Here is a 19,409-nt window from a genome sequence, read left to right on the forward strand (position 1 = left end):
TTTTTTTTGAGGCGTCGAGCGGATTCGAACCGCTGTAGAAGGTTTTGCAGACCTCTGCCTAGCCACTCGGCCACAACGCCTTTTAATTGTTTGCAAATGTAAAAAAAAATAACACTTTTTCTTACTATAAATTACTTTTTACGTTCATCGGTCATAATAATCGTTACTTTTTCAACATCGCCGCCAATCGGAGGGTTTAATTTACTTACCCAAACCGTTGCTTTGTTTACTAGCACATCTTCCTTAAAAATTCTTTTAAGTATGCGTTTTCCAACAGTTTCTAGTAGGTAAGAAGGTTTACTCATTTCTTCTCTTACAATTTTATTTAAAAAAACATAATCAACCGTATCACTTAGTTTATCTGTTTTAGCAGAGGTTTGTAAATTAGCTTCTACCTCTAAGTCAACCAAATAATCACTTCCAATTTGTGTTTCTTCTTTAAGACATCCATGATGCGCAAATAGGCGTATGTTTTCAACTTTTATAATTCCCATTAGTTTGTAAATAAATCAAATATATTACTCAAAGCACTTGTTTTAGCTTTATAAAATTCTGTATAAGTACATCGTGTACAAGTAACAGAAGTAAATTTTTTATTTTGAACATCAAAGATTTTAGAGAGTGTACCGCCGGTTGCTCGCATTTCATCTAATTTATATGCTGTATTACCACATTTCGGACACTTGTAATTGATGTTTTCCATTTTAAATAATTATAAGTTAATAGTTTTTATAATGGTTTGTCAATACCAACTAAAATTTGTTACGCTTCTTAAATAGAATAAGCGAAAATAACTTGAATTTCCGTAATTTTGAAGCTTATTTAGTCGAAATAAATACAAACCATGTCTGAAGATAAAAAATCACTTAATTTTTTAGAGCAAATCATTGAAGAAGATTTAGCTAATGGAATGAATAAAAACAATTTACGTTTTCGTTTTCCTCCAGAACCCAATGGTTATTTACATATTGGGCACACCAAAGCGATTGGTATTAGTTTTGGTTTAGGAGAAAAATATCAGGCGCCTGTAAATCTTCGTTTTGATGATACAAACCCAGCTAAGGAAGAACAAGAATATGTTGATTCTATAAAAAGGGACGTATCATGGCTGGGGTATTCTTGGGATAAAGAATTGTATTCTTCAGACTATTTTCAGCAATTATACGATTGGGCTGTTTTAATGATTAAAGACGGAAAAGCGTATGTAGATTCTCAATCGTCTGATGCGATGGCCGAACAAAAAGGAACACCTACACAACCTGGTGTGGATGGCCCTTACAGAAATAGGAGTGTAGAAGAAAACCTCGATTTATTCTATCGGATGAAAGAAGGAGAATTTGATGAAGGCGCACACATTCTTCGTGCTAAAATAGACATGCGGCATACCAACATGTTAATGCGCGACCCGATTATGTATCGCATATTAAAAAAACATCATCACAGAACAGGAAATAATTGGTGTATTTACCCTATGTATGACTGGACACACGGAGAAAGTGATTATATAGAACAAATATCGCACTCCCTTTGTTCGCTTGAGTTTAAGCCTCATAGAGAGCTTTATAACTGGTTTAAGCATCAAGTGTATAGTTATAGTAAAAATACGTATCCTTTAATACCTAAACAGCGTGAGTTTGCGCGTTTAAATCTTAGTTACACCATTATGAGTAAACGTAAGTTGCTTCAATTGGTTCAAGATGGTATTGTAAAAGGTTGGGACGACCCACGAATGCCTACTATTTCAGGCTTACGCCGAAGAGGTTATACACCTAATTCACTTAGAAAATTTGTGGAAACCGCTGGGGTTGCCAAACGCGATAACGTAATTGATGTATCGCTTTTAGAGTTTTGCATTCGTGAAGATTTAAACAAAACGGCACCACGTGTTATGGCGGTTTTAAATCCGGTTAAATTAGTGATTACTAATTATCCTGAAGGTAAAGAAGAATGGTTAGAAGCAGAAAATAACCAAGAAGATGAAAGCGCAGGATTTAGAAAAGTACCATTCTCAAGAGAGTTATATATTGAAAAAGACGACTTTAAAGAAGAGGCGAGTAGTAAGTTTTTTAGATTAAAATTAGGAGGCGAAGTGCGTCTTAAAAACGCTTACATAGTTAAGGCTGAAAGTGTTGTTAAGGATAGTAACGGCGAGGTTACAGAAATTCATTGTACCTATTCTGAAGATACTTCTAAAAAAGTAAAAGGCACCTTGCATTGGGTGTCTATAAAACATGCCATAAAAGCTGAAGTTAGAGAATACGATCGCTTATTTATGGATGAAGCACCAGATAGTTACCAGGATAAAGATTTTATGGAATTTTTAAATCCGGAGTCTTTAAAACTTGTAGAGGCTTTTGTAGAACCAAGTTTACAAGAGGCTAGAGTAGGAGATAGATTTCAATTTCAACGCTTAGGTTATTTTAATGTAGATGATGATTCTTCTCCAAATCATTTAGTATTTAATAAAACGGTAGGTCTAAGAGATTCTTGGGCAAAACAAAAACCCAAACTAGAAGCACAAAAACAAGCTCCAAAACCACAACAGCAGTCACAACGTAAAGCGATTGATGTGATTCAACAGCTTGGAAAAAAATACACCAACTTACCCGAAGCAAAACAAATAAAAGTAAAAGCAGAGATTCAAGAACTTGCTAATAATGTAAGTTATGAAGAGTTAGCCCCTTTATTTGGCACAGCCGCTAAAAAAGTGGGAACACGTATTGCGGTGATGATAACTCTTGGAGTTTTAATTAAAAATGGACTTCAAAAAAATGCAGATGTAGATGCTTTTATTGAAAAAGGTTTAGAGGATAATCACCCGCTTTTAATAGCTGAGGCAAGTGCTATTTAATTGATTTTTAGATTATAAATATAATCTATTAGATTTTTAGTTATATTTAATTTCAAACTAAAACTAATATTTTATGGAAATGAATTTTTTAGCAATACTTGTTGCAGCGGTTTCTGCACTTGTTGTTGGGTTTATTTGGTACAACCCAAAAGTATTCGGAACAGCTTGGATGAAAGCTGCTAGTATAACCGAAGAACAAATTAAAGGAGGAAATATGGCTAAAATTTTTGGTTTAGCGTTATTGTTTGCCTTTATGTTAGCTTTTATAATGCCCACGATAGTGATCCATCAAATGGGGGCTATGAGTTTAACAGGAGGCGATCCTACAAAAGCACTGCCTTCTTATGCGACCTTTATGGCTGATTATGGAAATGCTTACAGAACATTTAAACATGGTGCACTTCATGGTTTTATTGCTGGTATATTTATAGCATTACCTATTTTAGGAACCAACGCGTTGTTTGAAAGGAAAAATGCTAAATATATTTTAGTAAATAGTGGCTATTGGATAGTAACACTTACCATTATGGGAGCTATTATTTGTGGTTGGAAATAATTTTGTAATTTTTTAATATAATAAAAGACTGATGACATTAGGTTTTCAGTCTTTATTTTTTTGCCTTGATAGAATTTAAATTATTTACATCGGTCACAGAACTTCCAAAAGCGTCTTGGAATGCTTTAACGCGTCATGATATTTTTTTACAAACAACCTATTTAGAGGCGGCGTCAAAAGCCTTACCAAAAACGATTGGTATGTGCTATGTGGCTGTTTTTAAAAACCATCAGTTAGTTGGTGTAGCTGTGATTCAGCATGTGCAATTATATTTAAAAGATATGTTTAGGCACGATGATGTAACTTGTATAAAAGAAGTTGTTCAAAACGCACTCTCAAAAGTTTTAAAAGGACATATTTTAGTTGTTGGTAACTTAACTCATACAGGGCAACATGGTATTTATTTTAATACTGAAATGATTTCTGAAGGGGAATTTCTTAACGTTGTTTTTAATGCTATAAAATCCCTTAAAATAAGGATTAAGAAGGAATATAATAAGACCATCCGTTTAATTCTATTCAAGGATTATTTTGAGGGTGATATAATCCATTCAGAAAAACATCTTTTTGATACTAACAAGTTTCATAAGTTAAACGTGCAACCTAATATGATAATGCTAACCCAAAAAATTTGGTTAAAGCCACAGGATTATTTGGATGCTTTGACAACTAAATACAGAACGCGATACAAACGCGCCCGTAAAAAAAGAAATGGTATTGTGACTAAAGAATTAGACTTAAACGCCTTAAAAGAATCATCAAATACCATCTATAATCTTTACAAGCACGTATCAAATAATGCGTCGTTTAATACATTTATTTTGCCTGAAAATCATTTTTTAAGTCTCAAAGAACATTTACAACATAACTTTAAGGTTTTTGGATATTATTTAAATAACGAACTTATCGGCTTTTATTCATTAATTCTTAATAACGATAGTTTAGAAACCTACTTTTTAGGCTATGATGCTGAGCATCAACACAGCAATCAGTTGTATTTAAACATGTTGTATGATATGGCAGTTTATGCCATTGAAAATAACTTTAAAACTGTGGTATATGCAAGAACTGCTATGGAAATAAAAAGTTCTGTAGGCGCTAAACCAGAAGCTATGTTTATGTATTTAAAATACACAAACCCAATTGTAAATGCACTACTAAAACCCATTTTTAGTTTAATGAATCCGTCGCAAGATTGGGAACAACGACATCCGTTTAAAAAAGATTAAATTTATACAGAATTTAAAGTTATAGGTGTTTTATGAGTCTTAGAAGCCTTATATTATTAATTATAAATGGTTTGGTTTTTTTAGTGGTTGTAATCTTGTCTATTACATTTTACAATCAGTTTTCTCATGTAATAGACGACAGAATTCTTCAGCAATTAAACTCTATTAAAACGCTCAAAAAAATTCAGATAGAAAATTTAATTCAAACAGAATGGCATAATTTTTCAGAAAATCCTACTTCAACATGTTTTGGAGATAGTTTGAACATCTCTATGTCAAAAAAACAATTTCCGGTTTCAGGAATTTATGACTTAACAAAATACCATAAACAAAATAAAACGTCGATTGGGTTAGTATTGGTAGATAGTAACCAAATAAAATTAAACGTAATACCATACGATAAAATTAAAAGTATTTTATTAGAACGCACAGGAATGGGGAACACTGGTGAATCGTATTTGGTAGGCGACGATTATAATATGAGATCGCAATCGCGATTTTTCCCAAAAAAGACACCTTTTAGCATATTAGTAAAAACGGAAGGTGTCTTAAATGGACTATCTAGCGAATCTGGTCGTGGAATATATAAAGATTATAGAGGCATTGATGTATATGGTGTTTACAGCACTGTAAACCTGTCTAACCTGAAATTAGTTATACTGTCTGAAATCGATAAAAGTGAAGTTAAAGCGCCATTAGAAGCGCTTAAATCGCGTCTTTTAGGGTTAATAGGCATTATCATGCTTGTTGCTATTGTACTGTCCTTATTTCTTAGTAGGATAATAGCAAACCCCATAATTAATATGAAAAATAGTTTAAAAATTATGGCAGACGGTGATTACACCCAAACTAACGAATTTGTTAAAAACTCAAACGAAATTAAAGAAATGTTTCTGGCACTCGATAACCTTAAAAAATCGCTACAAGGCGCTGTAAATTTTTCAAATGAAATAGGCGAGATGAACCTTAATGCTCTTTATCTTCCAAAAAGTAATAGTGATTTGTTAGGTAAAAGCCTTATAAAAATGAGGAATAAGTTAATCGAGTTTAGAAATAACGAAAATAAACACCGAATTAATACAAAACGACAATTAGTTGATGGTCTAGAAAACGAAAGACGAAGATTGTCGCGTGAGCTTCACGATGGTATTGGCCCTTTGTTAACATCTTTAAAATTTTATATAGAAAACAACATTGAGAGTAAAACACAGCAGCAGGAAATGAAGACTATTGTTGATAATACGATATCAGAAATACGACTCATGTCTAACGCATTAATGCCCTCAACATTAGACGATTTTGGGATTGGCGCTGCACTCACTAATTTTATTGAAAGCATCAATAAATCATCAAGCATTCATATTGATTTTGAAGATTTAACCAATAAAAACAATACGAAACTCACCAAAAATCAAGAAATTAATATTTTTAGAATTAGTCAGGAATTAATCAATAATGCGTTAAAACATGGTAATCCTAAAAACATCAAAATAACGCTTTCTGAATTTGACGATTTTATATCTCTTTTCTATTTTGATGATGGTAATGGTTTTAATTTAGACACTGTAAAACTAGGCTCAGGAATTATAAACATGAAAGAGCGTGTTGAAATTTGTAAGGGCGAGATACAAATTACTTCAAAATCAGGAAATACAACTTTTGAAATTGAATTACCAATAGAAGACCATGAAGACCATTAAATTAATAATAGCCGACGACCACGAACTGTTTAGAAACGGTTTAAAAGAATTACTTAAAAAGTATAGCGATATCGACGTAGTCGATTGTGTTGCCGATGGTAAAGAGTTTATAGATGTATTAAAAAACAACTCTGAACTAGATGTTGTTTTACTTGACATTACAATGCCAAATATGGACGGGTTTGAAGTTTTAAATGAAATAAAAAGTTTAAACAAGTCTGTAAAACCTATTATTATATCGATGCATGATGAAGGGAATTACATTGCAAAATGTGCTAAAAATGGTGCCTATAGTTATTTGTTAAAAAATACCGATCAAGACGAATTAATTAAGATTATAAGAATAGTGAGTGGAGGGAAAAAATACTTCAGCCCAAAAATTTCTGAAAAGATGATTAACTATATGTCCGAGCAAACTGTTAGCGAACATATACTTTCCAAAAAAGAACAAGAAGTTTTAGAATTATTATCTAAAGGTTTAACAACCAAAGAAATAGCTTTAAAATTATTTGTAAGTTCTCGAACTATTGAAACACATCGCGCCAATATTATAAAAAAACTAGAGGTAAAAAATACTGCAGAACTAATTAAAAAGGCCTCTAAAATAAATCTTATTTAATTTAATATATCCGTATAAATACGGATATAAATTGGGTGATTTCTTGTAGCTCGTAACGCTTATTCTTGTGTTTAATTTTACATAAAATTAAAAATAAGCGTTATGAAAAACACAACTTTAATACTATTACTATTTTTATTTTCAATAGGTGCTTATGCACAAAAAAGAAGTGATTTTAAAGGACCTGCATATAAAAATTATAAACCATGGCTTCATAAAACCGAACCTATTACGGTTTACACAGTAATTAAAAAAACGAAGCTAACAGGACCCGCATATAAAAACCAAAAACCATGGCAAAATACATCAGAAAAAAAATATGTGCCTATTGTTTTTGGTTCAGAACGGTCAAAACTAAAAGGTCCCGAATATAAAAACTATAAACCATGGCGTAAAAACAATAATTAATTACCATTAAAGTGAAGTGTAAAAGGAAAAAGGCTGCTAGCCACTTATTGGCTAACAGCTTTTTTTATTATTAATTAGATTAAAAAGTTATGAAGCTTTACAATAAAATTAAGTGGGTTTTAGGAATTTTGATGGTATTTATTTTAATATTAGCCACAAACTTAATCGATAGGAATAATTTTATTAGAGTTAAGGATTCCGTTGTTACGATTTATGAAGATAGACTTATAGCGAGCGATTTAGTATTTAAAATATTTAAATCAGTAAATAAAAAGGAAGTTGCTCTGAAACTATTAGACACAAGCTTTTTTCACCAAAAGAATCAAGCGGTTAACGACGATATCCATAATCTTATTTCAAGGTTTGAGTTAACAAAGCTTACGCCTGAAGAACAAACTATTTTTAAAAATTTAAAAAGTAATTTTGAAACGCTTAAAAGTGTTGAAAGAAATTTTATAGCATCAAATTTTACAGAGAAAAGTAATCAAGAAAATATTATTATAAATATTAATAAAAACCTTGATGATTTATCTACAATACAATTAAACGAGGGCAACAAACAGATGTCAATTGGTAAACGAGCTGTGAGTTCAGTTGAATTATTTACACAAATTGAAATCTGTTTATTAATTATTTTGGCAATTATTATTCAAATAATTGTGATGTATAAGCCTAAGTAAATGGATTATTTCTCTTTCTTTTTAGCATTTTTCATAGCCTCACCAATTTGATTGCTAGCTGTAAAACTAGCGACCATATCATTAAGCATATTACTTCCTGCTTGTGGTGAGTTAGGCAGTAAAATTAAGTTACTATTGGTTTCACTACCAATTGCTTGTAAGGTATCGTAATGTTGAGTAACCACAATTAATGCCGATGCTTCTTGTGAGTTAATACCAACTCTGTTTAACACATCGACAGATTCTTCTAATCCACGTGCAATTTCTCGACGTTGGTCTGCAATACCTTGACCTTGTAAACGTTTACTTTCTGCTTCCGCTTTGGCTTTTTCAACAATTAAAATACGGGCTGCATCGCCTTCGTATTGAGCAGCTGTTTTTTCTCTATCGGCTGCATTAATTCTGTTCATGGCTAATTTTACCTGCGCGTCTGGGTCAATATCGGTAACTAGGGTTCTAATAATATCATACCCATATTCCATCATAGCATCGTTGAGCTCTGTTTTTACAGCGATGGCGATATCGTCTTTTTTAACAAATACATCATCTAGTTTCATTTTAGGAACTTCGGCTCTAACAACATCGAATACATAACTAGTAATTTGTTCATGAGGATAGTCTAGCTTATAAAAAGCATCATACACTTTGTCTGGAAGCACTTTATATTGTACAGAAACTTTAAGTTTTACAAACACATCGTCTAATGTTTTTGTTTCTACAATAACATCCAATTGTTGAATTTTTAAACTTAATCGTCCAGCAACTTTATCAATTAAAGGAATTTTTAATTGAAGGCCAGATTTACGAATACTTAAAAACTTTCCAAAACGCTCAATAATGGCTGCAGTTTGTTGTTTTACTGTAAAGAAGGAAGAGACCAATATTATTAGTCCAAAGAAAACAATAGGTATTAAATAGAAGTTCATAACGGTAATTTTAAATGGTTAAAATATAAGACACTAATTTAAGTTTTATTTGTTACAAACACGTTGTTATAACAAACAAAGAACTTAAATTATTAGTAGCTAATACCAAGTGTTTTGTTACAAAAATTTTCCTGAATGTGAAACCGATTTATATTGGTTTAGAAGCTATGTTATAGTTTTTCTTTCTTTTGAAAAAATAGTTTTGAAACATTGAGCGCTCTTAGTTCATTTTTTTTCTTAAAGGAATGTCCTTCCATTCTAATGAGTATATCTTTAAGAATTTTTATCGCATCATTTATGTATGGTCCTTTATTAAGCATGACGCATTCTGCTTGAGCTCCTAAAGCTGCATCACTTATTTCGGCTCTTGTGGGCATGCCTGTTTTAGCAAGATTTTCAAGTACTTGAGTGGCCCAGATAATAGGAACATGAGCCGCTTCACAAAGCCATAAAATTTGATTTTGAACTTCCGAAATGCGCTCAAACCCAATTTCTACAGCTAAATCACCTCTGGCTATCATGACTCCAATTTTATTGCGTTTCATGCCTTCAATTAAAATCTCTGGAAGATTTTCAAAGGCTTCTTTATTTTCAATTTTAAAAACAACACCTATATTTTCTGCCTTATTTTTTTCTAGTTCAGCGTATAGTTTTTTAACATCGTTACCTGTTCTTACAAACGAATATCCTACGATATCTGCATGTTTGCAAATAAACGGGAGGTATTCAATATCTTTTTCTGTTAAAGCTGGTAAATTTAAAATGGTGTTGGGGAGATTAATGCCTTTATGAGAGGATAATTTCGTTTTATAACAATCTGTGATTATTAATTCTAATTCATCTTCTTTTTTTGAAATAACTTTAGATTTTATCATTCCGTCATCAAAGAGTATGATATCGCCTATTTTTGCGTCTTCAATAATTTCATTTAACGAAACACCAACTTCTGCTTTTTCGAGCTGCTCATTAGCTTTTCCAAATTTCGATTTTTTACCTAAGGTTTTGCGTTTAGTTAGGATAATATGCTCCCCTTTTATAATGGGTATTCGGTTTTTTAGTTTACCTTTTTTACTAGTAATTTCGATGGTGGATGTTCGAATTTTAGGACCCGATAAGTCCATATAAATTTTTATTTTTTGTTGTGTTTCGTTTTCAACTTCATAAATAAGACTTACTATTTTGCTCCATGTATCGAAGTTACCATGGCTAAGATTTATTCTAGCTATTTCCATTCCATTCAAAACCATGCCTCTAATAATCTCCTTATCTTGAGCGGCTTCATTTGGAATAGTAACCATTATTTCGGTAAAATGCTTTTTTCGTGCTTTATTAAATAAATCATTGGCATGTTTTTTTAATAACTTCTTGCTCTTTTTATAACCAACTATTTCAATGTCTGAAATGGTATCAAAGGGTCTGTTTTGTATAAGTCTTAAATTCTTTACGACGTTATAAAGATTGCTGAAAACATAACCTTCTGCTGTTCTTAGAGAAGAAATTCCGAGATCGGATAGTGTATCGTGATATTTCCGTAGGTCGAAACCTCGAAGTATTAGATACCGATACAAGTTTTTTGCGCTTATTCGGTAATCTTTATGTACATCAGTAACCTCTCCATTTATGGTCTTTTCATTATCGACCATATATTGTAGAATCTTGGAAAGACCGTTATCTATTTCCTGTATTTTCATCTTAAAATTACCTCAAATTTAATGATTTGAAGTTGTATTAATGCATCATATCTGAAGCCAAACGAAGTTATCTTTTTTTATTGATACAGACAAAGAGTTTTAAGATAAGCTTTTAAACACCAAGATTTATAATGTTTAGTGGCTGTTAGATATTATTTTGTGCCTTTTCAATACGCTTAATCGTTTCAGTTTTTCCAATCATAAATATAATATCAAATACATCAGGACCTTGCAAGGCACCAACCAGCGATAGACGAAGTGGCATCATTACTTTTCCGAAGCCAATGTCGTTACTGGTAATCCAGCCTTTAATGTCTGTTTGTAGATTCTCTACTGTAAAGTCGGAAACTGATTCTATAACGCTAATAAGCGATTTCATTAGTTCTGGTGTATCCTCTTTAAACGCTTTTTTAGAAGCTTTTTCGTCATACGTTGTTGGTGTAACAAAAAAGTAATGACTTAACTCCCAAAAATCATTAACAAATGTTGCTCGTTCTTTTATTAAACCAATAACTAGGGCAATATATTCGGGATCAATTGTACTTAATTCGCTTCTTTGAGATTTAAAAATTTCAGCTAATTCAACATTATGTTGCTCCTGCATATAATGATGATTAAACCACTTAATTTTATCTGGGTCAAAGCGCGCGCCTGATTTATTTACTTTACTTAAATCAAATGCTTTAATAAGCTCTTCTAGCGTGAAAATTTCTTGTTCGGTTCCTGGATTCCATCCTAGAAATGCTAGGAAATTAATCATAGCTTCAGGAAAATAACCATCTTCTTTATAACCTCTGGATAGTTCATTAGTTTTTGGATCGGTCCACTCTAAAGGAAACACAGGAAAACCTAATTTATCACCATCGCGCTTGCTTAGTTTTCCTTTTCCGGTTGGTTTTAATATTAATGGCAAGTGTGCAAATTCTGGAGTTCTCCATTTAAAAGCTTGATATAAGGCTATGTGGAGGGGAAGTGAAGGTAACCATTCTTCACCACGAATAACATGCGTGATTTCCATTAAATGGTCATCCACAATATTGGCTAGGTGGTAGGTGGGCATGCCGTCACTTTTAAACAAGACTTTATCATCAAGAACTTCTTTTTGAAATGAAACGTGACCTCGAACAATATCTGTTGTTGAAATAGTTCCATGCGTCCCCTCGTTTTTTAAATCCAACATCTTAAATCGAATCACATACTCATCGCCATTGGCAAGGCGTTTTTCAACCTCTTCTTTTGAAAGTGATATAGAGTTATTTAATTGTTGTCTGTTGTGCCAATTATAAATAAACGTTTCTCCTTTAGCTTCACTTTCTTTTCTTTGAACATCTAATTCTTCAGCCGTATCAAAGGCATAGTAAGCATGACCAGATACAATTAAATCATCAGCATATTGTTTGTATAAATGTTTACGTTCGCTTTGTCTGTAAGGGCCAAATGTTTCGTTTTTACCAGGACCTTCATCAAAAGGGATGTTGCACCAGTTTAAGGCATCAACAATATATTGTTCTGCACCTTCAACATATCTGTTTTGGTCGGTATCTTCAATTCTTAAGATAAACGTACCATTATGTTTTTTCGCAAATAAATAGTTGAATAGAGCCGTACGAACACCACCTATGTGTAAGGGTCCTGTTGGGCTGGGTGCAAAACGCACACGAACATTGTTACTCATGCTTATAATTTTGGTGCAAAGATAGATTGATAAGATAAAAGATAAAAGCTAAAAGACGAAAGAAAGAGGATTGACAAGATAAATATGAGCGAGACACAGCGACAATCTTGTTTCTAATCAACAATCATTTCACGTGGAACACGTTTATTCATAACTCTAAACCAAATAGGAGGCACCATTGCTAACACCATAGACGTTGGATAGCCATAAGGCATTTGCGGACTCTCGTCATGACAATCTAAGATTTGATATTTTTTAGATGTTTTGTAATGATGGTCGCTATGTCTTGTTAATTCGTAAAGAACTATTCTTCCAATCACATGGTTTGAATTCCATGAATGAATTTCCTTGACGCGCTCGTACCGACCAGATTCTGTTTTTAAACGCAGTAAGCCGTAATGCTCAATATAATTTACAGTCTCTAATAATATAAAACCAGTTATAGCCGATAATAAAGCAAATAGAAAACCTGAGTAACCAAATACGAGATAGACAATGAGTAGATACATAGTTTGTAAACACACATACCATAACATATCATTCTTCAATGATAAGAATGATAGCTTATTGTTTTTTAAAAGTTTTTTTTGAATGCTCCAAGCGCTTAAATATTGCCTAAAAATTGAAGTAATCCAAAACGAATATACGGTTTGATTATAACGTGCGGTTGCTGGATCTTCTTTTGTTGCTGCATGCAAATGATGGCCATAATTATGTTCAATGTAAAAATGCATATACAATGATGGTAATAATAAAAGTTTTCCTAAAAAGCGTTCGTTGGTAGTCTGTCTATGACCAAGTTCATGTGCTACATTAATGCCATTAACACCCAGAACGATTCCAACAGAAATAATCAATCCAACAAACTCATAGGTTTCTAATGGAGTCTGTTTTATTATCATTAGGGCATAGATTAGGAGTCCGTAAACAATGGGTAAATTAAGATATAGTAACCAATCAAAAAGTCTATTTTTTAGTCTGTTTTTTGATTCTACGTCTGTAACATTTGAATTATCAATAGGGAAAATTAGTTCTAAAACAGGAATGATAACAAAGGCATAAACAGGCGTTAAAAATGAAAATACTCCTTTATAATAAAGACCTGTAAACGCAACTAACGGAATTGTTAAGGCGGCTAGATATTTTAAATCTTTCATTTAATAATGTCGCTAGTTAAAGTTGTAATGCGTTTAAAATGCTAATTATATCAAATTTAGTCAATTATAGCTTAAAATAAAATTGTAATTTCGTATGTTATAGCTAAGGTATTCTAATATTAATTACAGAGTTTAAAATATACGTGGAAGCATTTAAAAATATACAGACAAAACTTGAGGGTTTTATTAGGAAGTATTATACTAATGAACTTATTAAAGGCGCTATTTTATTTTTTGCTATTGGCCTGTTATATTTTTTGTTTACGCTTTTTATTGAATCGATTTTATGGCTAGGTTCTACTTCGAGAACTATCTTATTTTGGATTTTTATTGCTGTAGAAGTTGCGTTGATTATTAAATTTATAGCTATTCCTATTGCTAAACTATTAAAGTTGCAAGAAGGCATCAATTACGAAGATGCCTCCAAACTCATTGGCAAACATTTTCCGCAAGTAAATGATAAACTTTTAAATGTTTTACAACTACAAAAAGATACTGAAAAAACGGAATTATTACTGGCAAGTATTAACCAGAAATCTTTAGAACTTACTCCAATTCCATTTAGGTTGGCTATAAATTTCAAAACCAACCTAAAATATTTAAAATACGCATCTATTCCATTGATTATCATATTATTAACTTTTATAACTGGACATTTTAATTTGTTTAGTGATAGTTTTGATAGAGTAGTGCATTATAAAACGGCATATGAAGCTCCTGCACCTTTTCAATTTTATGTTTTAAACGATGATTTAAACACCATAGAAAACACGGATTTTAAATTGTATGTTTCAGTATCAGGTTCCGTTATACCTGAGAGTGTAAAAATTCATTATAACAATCAATCGTATTTCTTACAGCAAAAAAATGTGGGAGAGTTTGAATATGTATTTTCTAAAGCAAATAATAATATTACGTTCCAATTATCTGCTAACGATGTTACATCTAAACCATATGAATTAACCGTTATTCAAGCGCCTTCTTTAGTAAGCTTTGATATGTTTTTAAACTATCCAAGTTATATTAATAAAAAGCCCGATGTTTTAAAAAGCACCGGTAATGCTAGTATACCTGAAGGAACCAAAGTAACTTGGCAACTGCATACTAAATCTACAGATAATGTTCAGTTATTTTCAAAGGACACACTTCAATTTACCAAAAATCGTAATAATGAATTCGAATTAACTAAACAGGTTTATAATGATTTATATTATAGTTTAAGTACTAGTAATGCTCATCTTAAGAATTACGAAAATTTAGCTTTTAATATCAATGTGATTAAAGACGAGTATCCAGAACTCAACTTAAAAAAGGAAAAAGATACATTAGATTTACAATCACTTTATTTTTATGGTCAAGTTAGCGATGATTATGGGTTGAGCAAACTGCAATTGGTGTACTATCCTTCGGATGATATAGATCAAAAGCAATATAAACAAATTCCTATTTCTAAGTCTAACATTACCGAATTTATCACCGCATTTCCAAACGATTTAGATATTCAAGAAGGCATAAGTTATAGTTTCTATTTTCAAGTGTTTGACAATGATAAGTTACATAGTTTTAAAAGCACTAAAAGCCCCGTTTATCTTTTTAGAAGGAGAACCAAAGAAGAAGAACAACAAAGAATGTTGAAAGAGCAAGGTGAGACTATCAAGGATTTGAATAAATCATTAAAAAAGTTTGATGAACAAGAAAAGCAATTAGAAGAATTATCAAAAACTCAAAAAGAAAAAAAGACCCTTAATTTTAATGATAGAAAGAAATTAGAATCTTTTTTTAATCGTCAGAAGCAGCAAGATGATTTAATGAAAAATTTTAATAAACAGCTAAAAGATAATCTGGAAAAATTTCAAAAGGATAATCCTAAAGAAGATCAATATAAAAAAGACTTAGAAAAGAGACTGCAAGAAAATGAAGATCAATTAAAAGAAGATGAACAGTTGCTAAAGGAATTACAAAAGCTTCAACAGAAAATTAATAGAGAAGAATTTACTCAGAAACTTGACGAATTAGCTAAGCAAAACAAAAATAAAAAAAGAAGTTTAGAGCAATTACTAGAATTAACAAAACGGTTTTATGTTGGTAAAAAGTTGGAAAAACTTCAGGAAAAATTATCAAAGCTTGGTATTGATCAAGAAAAATTGTCCAACAAACCTAAAGAGGAAAATACGGTGGATAAACAAGATTCTTTAAACAAACAATTTAAAGATTTTGAAAAACAATTAGACAGTCTTGAAAAAGATAATAAACAACTTAGAAAACCGGTTGAAATTCCTCGTGATAAGTCCGAAGAAATGTCCATCGAAGAAGAACAAAATAAGGCATCTAATGAATTAGAAAAAGAGGAAAATAAAAGTGCTCAATCAGATAGTAGTCCAAAATCTCAAGAATCTACAAACGATACTAAGGCTAAACAAAGTCAAAAACGGGCTGCCCAAAAAATGATGAATATGAGTAGCAAAATGCAAAAAGCAATGCAGATGAGTAGTGGCGAACAATTGCAAGAAGATGCTGACATGTTGAGGCAAATTTTAGATAATATACTTATTTTTTCTTTTGAGCAGGAAGCGCTTATGAATACCTTTAAATCTATTGAAGTCAACAATAATGAATTTGCTACGTATTTAAAAAAGCAGAATAGCCTCAAAGAAAATTTTAAACATATAGATGACAGTTTGTTTGCGTTATCATTAAGAGAACCAAAGTTGTCTGAAACCGTCAATAAGGAAATAACAGAAGTTTATTTTAATATTGATAAATCGTTATCACAGTTGGCAGAAAATCAGATTTCGCAAGGAGTTTCAAATCAACAATTCACTATAACTGCAACTAATAATCTATCTAATTTTCTAAGTGATATTTTGGATAACATGAATGCCCAATTGAATCCATCACCGGGACAAGGACAAGGAGGTATTGAAATGCAATTGCCAGACATAATTATGGGTCAAAAAGAATTAAATAAGATGATGAAAGAGGGTATGAAAAAGAGTGGGGATGAAGGACAACCGGACGCTGATAAAAAGTCAGGAAATAAAGGTTCACAAGGAGGCGATGGAAATGATGAAAATAATAACGAATTGTTATATCAAATTTATCAAAAGCAGGACGAATTAAAACAAGCTTTACAGGAACAACTTTCAAAAGAAGGTAAGAAACAAGGTGAAGGGGATAACTTGTTACGTGAAATGGATGATGTACAACTTGATTTATTAAATAAAGGTTTCACGAACCAAACGCTTCAAAAAATGATGGAATTAGAGCATCAATTATTAAAACTGGATAATGCTACATTCCAACAAGGGGAGGATGATAAAAGGGAGTCTAAAACTAATCAAGAAAGTTATAGTAATACTACAAATAATCAATTACCTACTGCTAAAGAATATTTTAAAACTACTGAAATTTTAAATAAGCAAACACTACCTTTGCAGCATTTATATAAAAAGAAAGTTCAAGAGTATTTTAAAAGCACGAATGATTAGTTTTAATTACGAGACAGATTTTTCATTGGCAAATGAGAATATGCTATCAGATTGGATATCTAAGGCGATAGAATCAGAAAATTTAAAAGAAGGAGATATAAATTATATCTTTTGTGATGATGAATATCTACATAAGTTGAATGTTGAATTTCTTAATCATGATACCCTAACAGACATTATTAGCTTCGATTATACTATCGGAAAAATTATACAAGGGGATATCTATATTTCTATTGAAAGAGTTCGTGATAATGCAAACGATTTCAATGTTTCTTTTTTGGAAGAAGTCTACAGAGTAATGATTCATGGTGTATTGCATTATTGTGGTTATAAAGACAAAACCACCCAAGATGCAAGTGAGATGCGAGACAAAGAAAATCACTATTTAGCAATGTTAGGTTGATGCTTAATTAAATTTATAATCGCTAAATTATTTTAAAAAAATAATTAGAACGTGATATGTTCCACGTGGAACATATCACGTTCTAAGTTAGAAAAATCAAAAATTATATTAGTTTATGTTTAATGATATTTATGATGTTATAGTTGTTGGAGCTGGCCACGCTGGAAGTGAGGCTGCTGCTGCTGCTGCAAACATGGGAAGCAAGACATTACTGATTACAATGAACTTACAGAACATTGCTCAAATGTCTTGTAATCCTGCTATGGGGGGAATTGCAAAGGGACAAATTGTTAGAGAAATAGATGCTATGGGTGGCTATAGTGGTATTGTAAGTGATACATCGGCTATTCAATTCAAGATGCTAAACAAATCTAAAGGGCCTGCTATGTGGAGTCCAAGAGTTCAAAGCGATAGAATGAGGTTTGCGGAAGACTGGAGATTGATGCTTGAAAAAACCCCTAATTTAGATTTTTATCAAGAAATGGTTTCTGGTTTATTGATGAATAAGAATAAAGTTATTGGTGTTAAAACTTCTCTTGGGGTTGAGATACAATCTAAAACAGTTGTATTAACAAATGGAACCTTTTTAAACGGACTTATTCATATTGGAGATAAAAACTTTGGAGGTGGAAGAGCCGGAGAAAGAGCCGCTACAGGAATCACAGAACAGCTTGTTAATTTAGGTTTTGATTCTGGAAGAATGAAAACAGGAACACCTCCACGTGTTGATGGAAGATCTCTGGATTATTCAAAAATGATTGAACAACCAGGAGATAAAAATCCTGAAAAGTTTTCTTATTTAGATATTACAAAACCCCTGGAACATCAGAGGTCTTGTCATATGACTTATACTAGTCCTGAAGTACACGATTTGCTTCGTGAAGGGTTTGATAGGTCTCCTATGTTTAACGGACGAATTAAAAGTTTAGGTCCTCGTTATTGTCCTTCTATTGAAGACAAAATAAATCGATTTGCAGATAAGGATAGACATCAATTATTTGTTGAACCTGAAGGATGGAAAACATGCGAAGTGTATGTCAATGGCTTTTCAACATCACTACCTGAAGATGTCCAATTCAAAGCTTTAAAATCTGTTGTTGGTTTCGAAAACGTCAAATTTTTTAGACCAGGTTACGCTATTGAGTATGATTATTTTCCGCCAACACAATTAAGGCATACGTTAGAAACTAAATTGGTAGATGGTTTATATTTTGCTGGACAAATAAATGGAACTACTGGTTATGAAGAAGCAGCTTCTCAAGGACTCATTGCAGGCATTAATGCCAGTCTAAAAGTTCAAGAAAAAGAGGCTTTTACTTTAAAAAGAGACGAAGCTTATATAGGTGTTTTGATAGATGATTTAATTACAAAAGGTACTGAAGAGCCTTATAGAATGTTTACGTCTCGTGCTGAATATAGAACACTTTTAAGACAAGATAATGCTGATTTAAGGTTAACCCCTAAAGCTTATGATTTAGGTTTGGCTTCTGAAAAGAGGCTTAAACGAATGGAAGAAAAACATAATGAAGCAGAAAAGTTTGTTAAGTTTTTTGCTGAAACTAGTGTAAAACCAGAAGAGGCAAATCCGGTATTAGAGTCTAAAGGATCTGCTTTGGTAAAACAATCTGATAAGATGTTTAAAATATTTTCTCGACCTAATATTACAATTGATGATGTTAGAAAATTTGAAGCGGTTGAGGAATATATCCAAGAGAATAATTTGGATAATGAAGTGATTGAGCAAGCAGAAATTCAGGTAAAATATTCAGGTTATATTTCTAAGGAAAAAAATAATGCTGATAAATTAAGCAGATTAGAGTACGTAAAAATTCCAGCTAATTTTGATTATTCTCAAATCAAATCTATGAGTTACGAAGCACGCGAAAAACTTAAAAAAATACAACCAACAACCGTGTCTCAAGCATCAAGAATTAGCGGTGTATCTCCAAATGATATTTCGGTATTGTTGGTTTATATGGGAAGATGATTTTTATTGTTCCACGTGGAACGTATTTAATTTTTTAGA

The 19,409-nt window shown here is 31.9% G+C and carries 16 protein-coding genes and 1 tRNA gene; 10 read left to right on the top strand and 7 right to left on the bottom strand.

Annotated elements, in window-relative coordinates; genetic code table 11:
• Nucleotides 1–9: 9 nt before the first annotated feature.
• The 3 genes from G5V56_RS00900 to G5V56_RS00910 form a co-directional block, all read right to left on the bottom strand.
• Nucleotides 10–80, bottom strand: a tRNA-Cys gene (locus G5V56_RS00900).
• A 51-nt stretch (nucleotides 81–131) separates the two neighbouring features.
• Complete coding sequence (gene folB / locus G5V56_RS00905) at nucleotides 132–494, bottom strand: dihydroneopterin aldolase (RefSeq protein WP_166959892.1); 363 nt, start codon at nucleotides 492–494, stop codon at nucleotides 132–134.
• A complete protein-coding gene (locus tag G5V56_RS00910; protein WP_166959895.1) occupies nucleotides 494–703 on the bottom strand; it encodes a zinc ribbon domain-containing protein in 210 nt (69 codons plus the stop codon). The genes folB and G5V56_RS00910 overlap by 1 nt, the downstream gene beginning before the upstream one ends.
• Before the next feature lie 141 nt (nucleotides 704–844).
• Between G5V56_RS00910 and G5V56_RS00915 the strand changes: the two genes are divergently transcribed.
• The 7 genes from G5V56_RS00915 to G5V56_RS00945 all read left to right on the top strand — a co-directional run bounded on the left by G5V56_RS00915 (nucleotide 845) and on the right by G5V56_RS00945 (nucleotide 8,043).
• A complete protein-coding gene (locus G5V56_RS00915) occupies nucleotides 845–2,851 on the top strand; it encodes a glutamine--tRNA ligase/YqeY domain fusion protein (protein ID WP_166959899.1) in 2,007 nt (668 codons plus the stop codon).
• Between the two features lie 73 nt (nucleotides 2,852–2,924).
• A complete protein-coding gene (locus G5V56_RS00920; RefSeq protein ID WP_166959902.1) occupies nucleotides 2,925–3,407 on the top strand; it encodes a DUF1761 domain-containing protein in 483 nt (160 codons plus the stop codon).
• Nucleotides 3,408–3,472: 65 nt separating this feature from the next.
• Nucleotides 3,473–4,636, top strand: a complete 1,164-nt coding sequence (locus tag G5V56_RS00925) for a GNAT family N-acetyltransferase (protein ID WP_166959905.1) — start codon at nucleotides 3,473–3,475, stop codon at nucleotides 4,634–4,636.
• 32 nt (nucleotides 4,637–4,668) lie between these two features.
• Entirely contained in the window at nucleotides 4,669–6,336 is a 1,668-nt protein-coding gene (locus tag G5V56_RS00930; protein ID WP_166959908.1) for an ATP-binding protein, read from the top strand.
• Nucleotides 6,323–6,955, top strand: coding sequence for a response regulator (locus tag G5V56_RS00935; protein ID WP_166959911.1), 633 nt, complete (start codon nucleotides 6,323–6,325; stop codon nucleotides 6,953–6,955). The genes G5V56_RS00930 and G5V56_RS00935 overlap by 14 nt, the downstream gene beginning before the upstream one ends.
• 102 nt (nucleotides 6,956–7,057) lie before the next feature.
• Complete coding sequence (locus G5V56_RS00940) at nucleotides 7,058–7,363, top strand: hypothetical protein (protein ID WP_166959914.1); 306 nt, start codon at nucleotides 7,058–7,060, stop codon at nucleotides 7,361–7,363.
• 89 nt (nucleotides 7,364–7,452) lie between these two features.
• Complete coding sequence (locus tag G5V56_RS00945) at nucleotides 7,453–8,043, top strand: MCP four helix bundle domain-containing protein (protein ID WP_166959917.1); 591 nt, start codon at nucleotides 7,453–7,455, stop codon at nucleotides 8,041–8,043.
• Nucleotides 8,044–8,048: 5 nt separating this feature from the next.
• Here the strand turns inward: G5V56_RS00945 and G5V56_RS00950 are convergent, their stop codons facing one another.
• The 4 genes from G5V56_RS00950 to G5V56_RS00965 form a co-directional block, all read right to left on the bottom strand.
• Nucleotides 8,049–8,969, bottom strand: a complete 921-nt coding sequence (locus G5V56_RS00950) for an SPFH domain-containing protein (RefSeq protein ID WP_166959920.1) — start codon at nucleotides 8,967–8,969, stop codon at nucleotides 8,049–8,051.
• 170 nt (nucleotides 8,970–9,139) lie between these two features.
• Complete coding sequence (locus G5V56_RS00955; protein WP_166959923.1) at nucleotides 9,140–10,660, bottom strand: pyruvate kinase; 1,521 nt, start codon at nucleotides 10,658–10,660, stop codon at nucleotides 9,140–9,142.
• 145 nt (nucleotides 10,661–10,805) lie between these two features.
• Nucleotides 10,806–12,335 carry a glutamate--tRNA ligase gene (gene gltX, locus G5V56_RS00960; RefSeq protein WP_166959926.1) on the bottom strand — a complete coding sequence of 510 codons (1,530 nt, stop codon included), beginning with the start codon at nucleotides 12,333–12,335 and terminating at the stop codon, nucleotides 10,806–10,808.
• Between the two features lie 113 nt (nucleotides 12,336–12,448).
• Nucleotides 12,449–13,492: an alkane 1-monooxygenase gene (locus G5V56_RS00965; protein ID WP_166959929.1), complete on the bottom strand. Its 1,044-nt coding sequence runs from the start codon at nucleotides 13,490–13,492 to the stop codon at nucleotides 12,449–12,451.
• A 143-nt stretch (nucleotides 13,493–13,635) separates the two neighbouring features.
• Here G5V56_RS00965 and G5V56_RS00970 point away from each other — a divergent pair, with 143 nt between their 5' ends.
• The 3 genes from G5V56_RS00970 (at nucleotide 13,636) to mnmG (ending at nucleotide 19,370) form a co-directional block, all read left to right on the top strand.
• Nucleotides 13,636–16,980 carry a DUF4175 family protein gene (locus tag G5V56_RS00970; RefSeq protein ID WP_166959932.1) on the top strand — a complete coding sequence of 1,115 codons (3,345 nt, stop codon included), beginning with the start codon at nucleotides 13,636–13,638 and terminating at the stop codon, nucleotides 16,978–16,980.
• The gene (gene ybeY, locus G5V56_RS00975) at nucleotides 16,973–17,383 is read left to right on the top strand and encodes an rRNA maturation RNase YbeY (protein WP_166959935.1); all 411 of its coding nucleotides are present in this window, start codon (nucleotides 16,973–16,975) and stop codon (nucleotides 17,381–17,383) included. The genes G5V56_RS00970 and ybeY overlap by 8 nt, the downstream gene beginning before the upstream one ends.
• 115 nt (nucleotides 17,384–17,498) lie before the next feature.
• Nucleotides 17,499–19,370, top strand: coding sequence for a tRNA uridine-5-carboxymethylaminomethyl(34) synthesis enzyme MnmG (gene mnmG / locus G5V56_RS00980; protein ID WP_166959938.1), 1,872 nt, complete (start codon nucleotides 17,499–17,501; stop codon nucleotides 19,368–19,370).
• The last annotated feature ends 39 nt before the right edge of the window (nucleotides 19,371–19,409 follow it).

The sequence above is a fragment of the Yeosuana marina genome (genome assembly GCF_011762485.1).
Classification (GTDB): Bacteria; Bacteroidota; Bacteroidia; order Flavobacteriales; family Flavobacteriaceae; genus Yeosuana; species Yeosuana marina.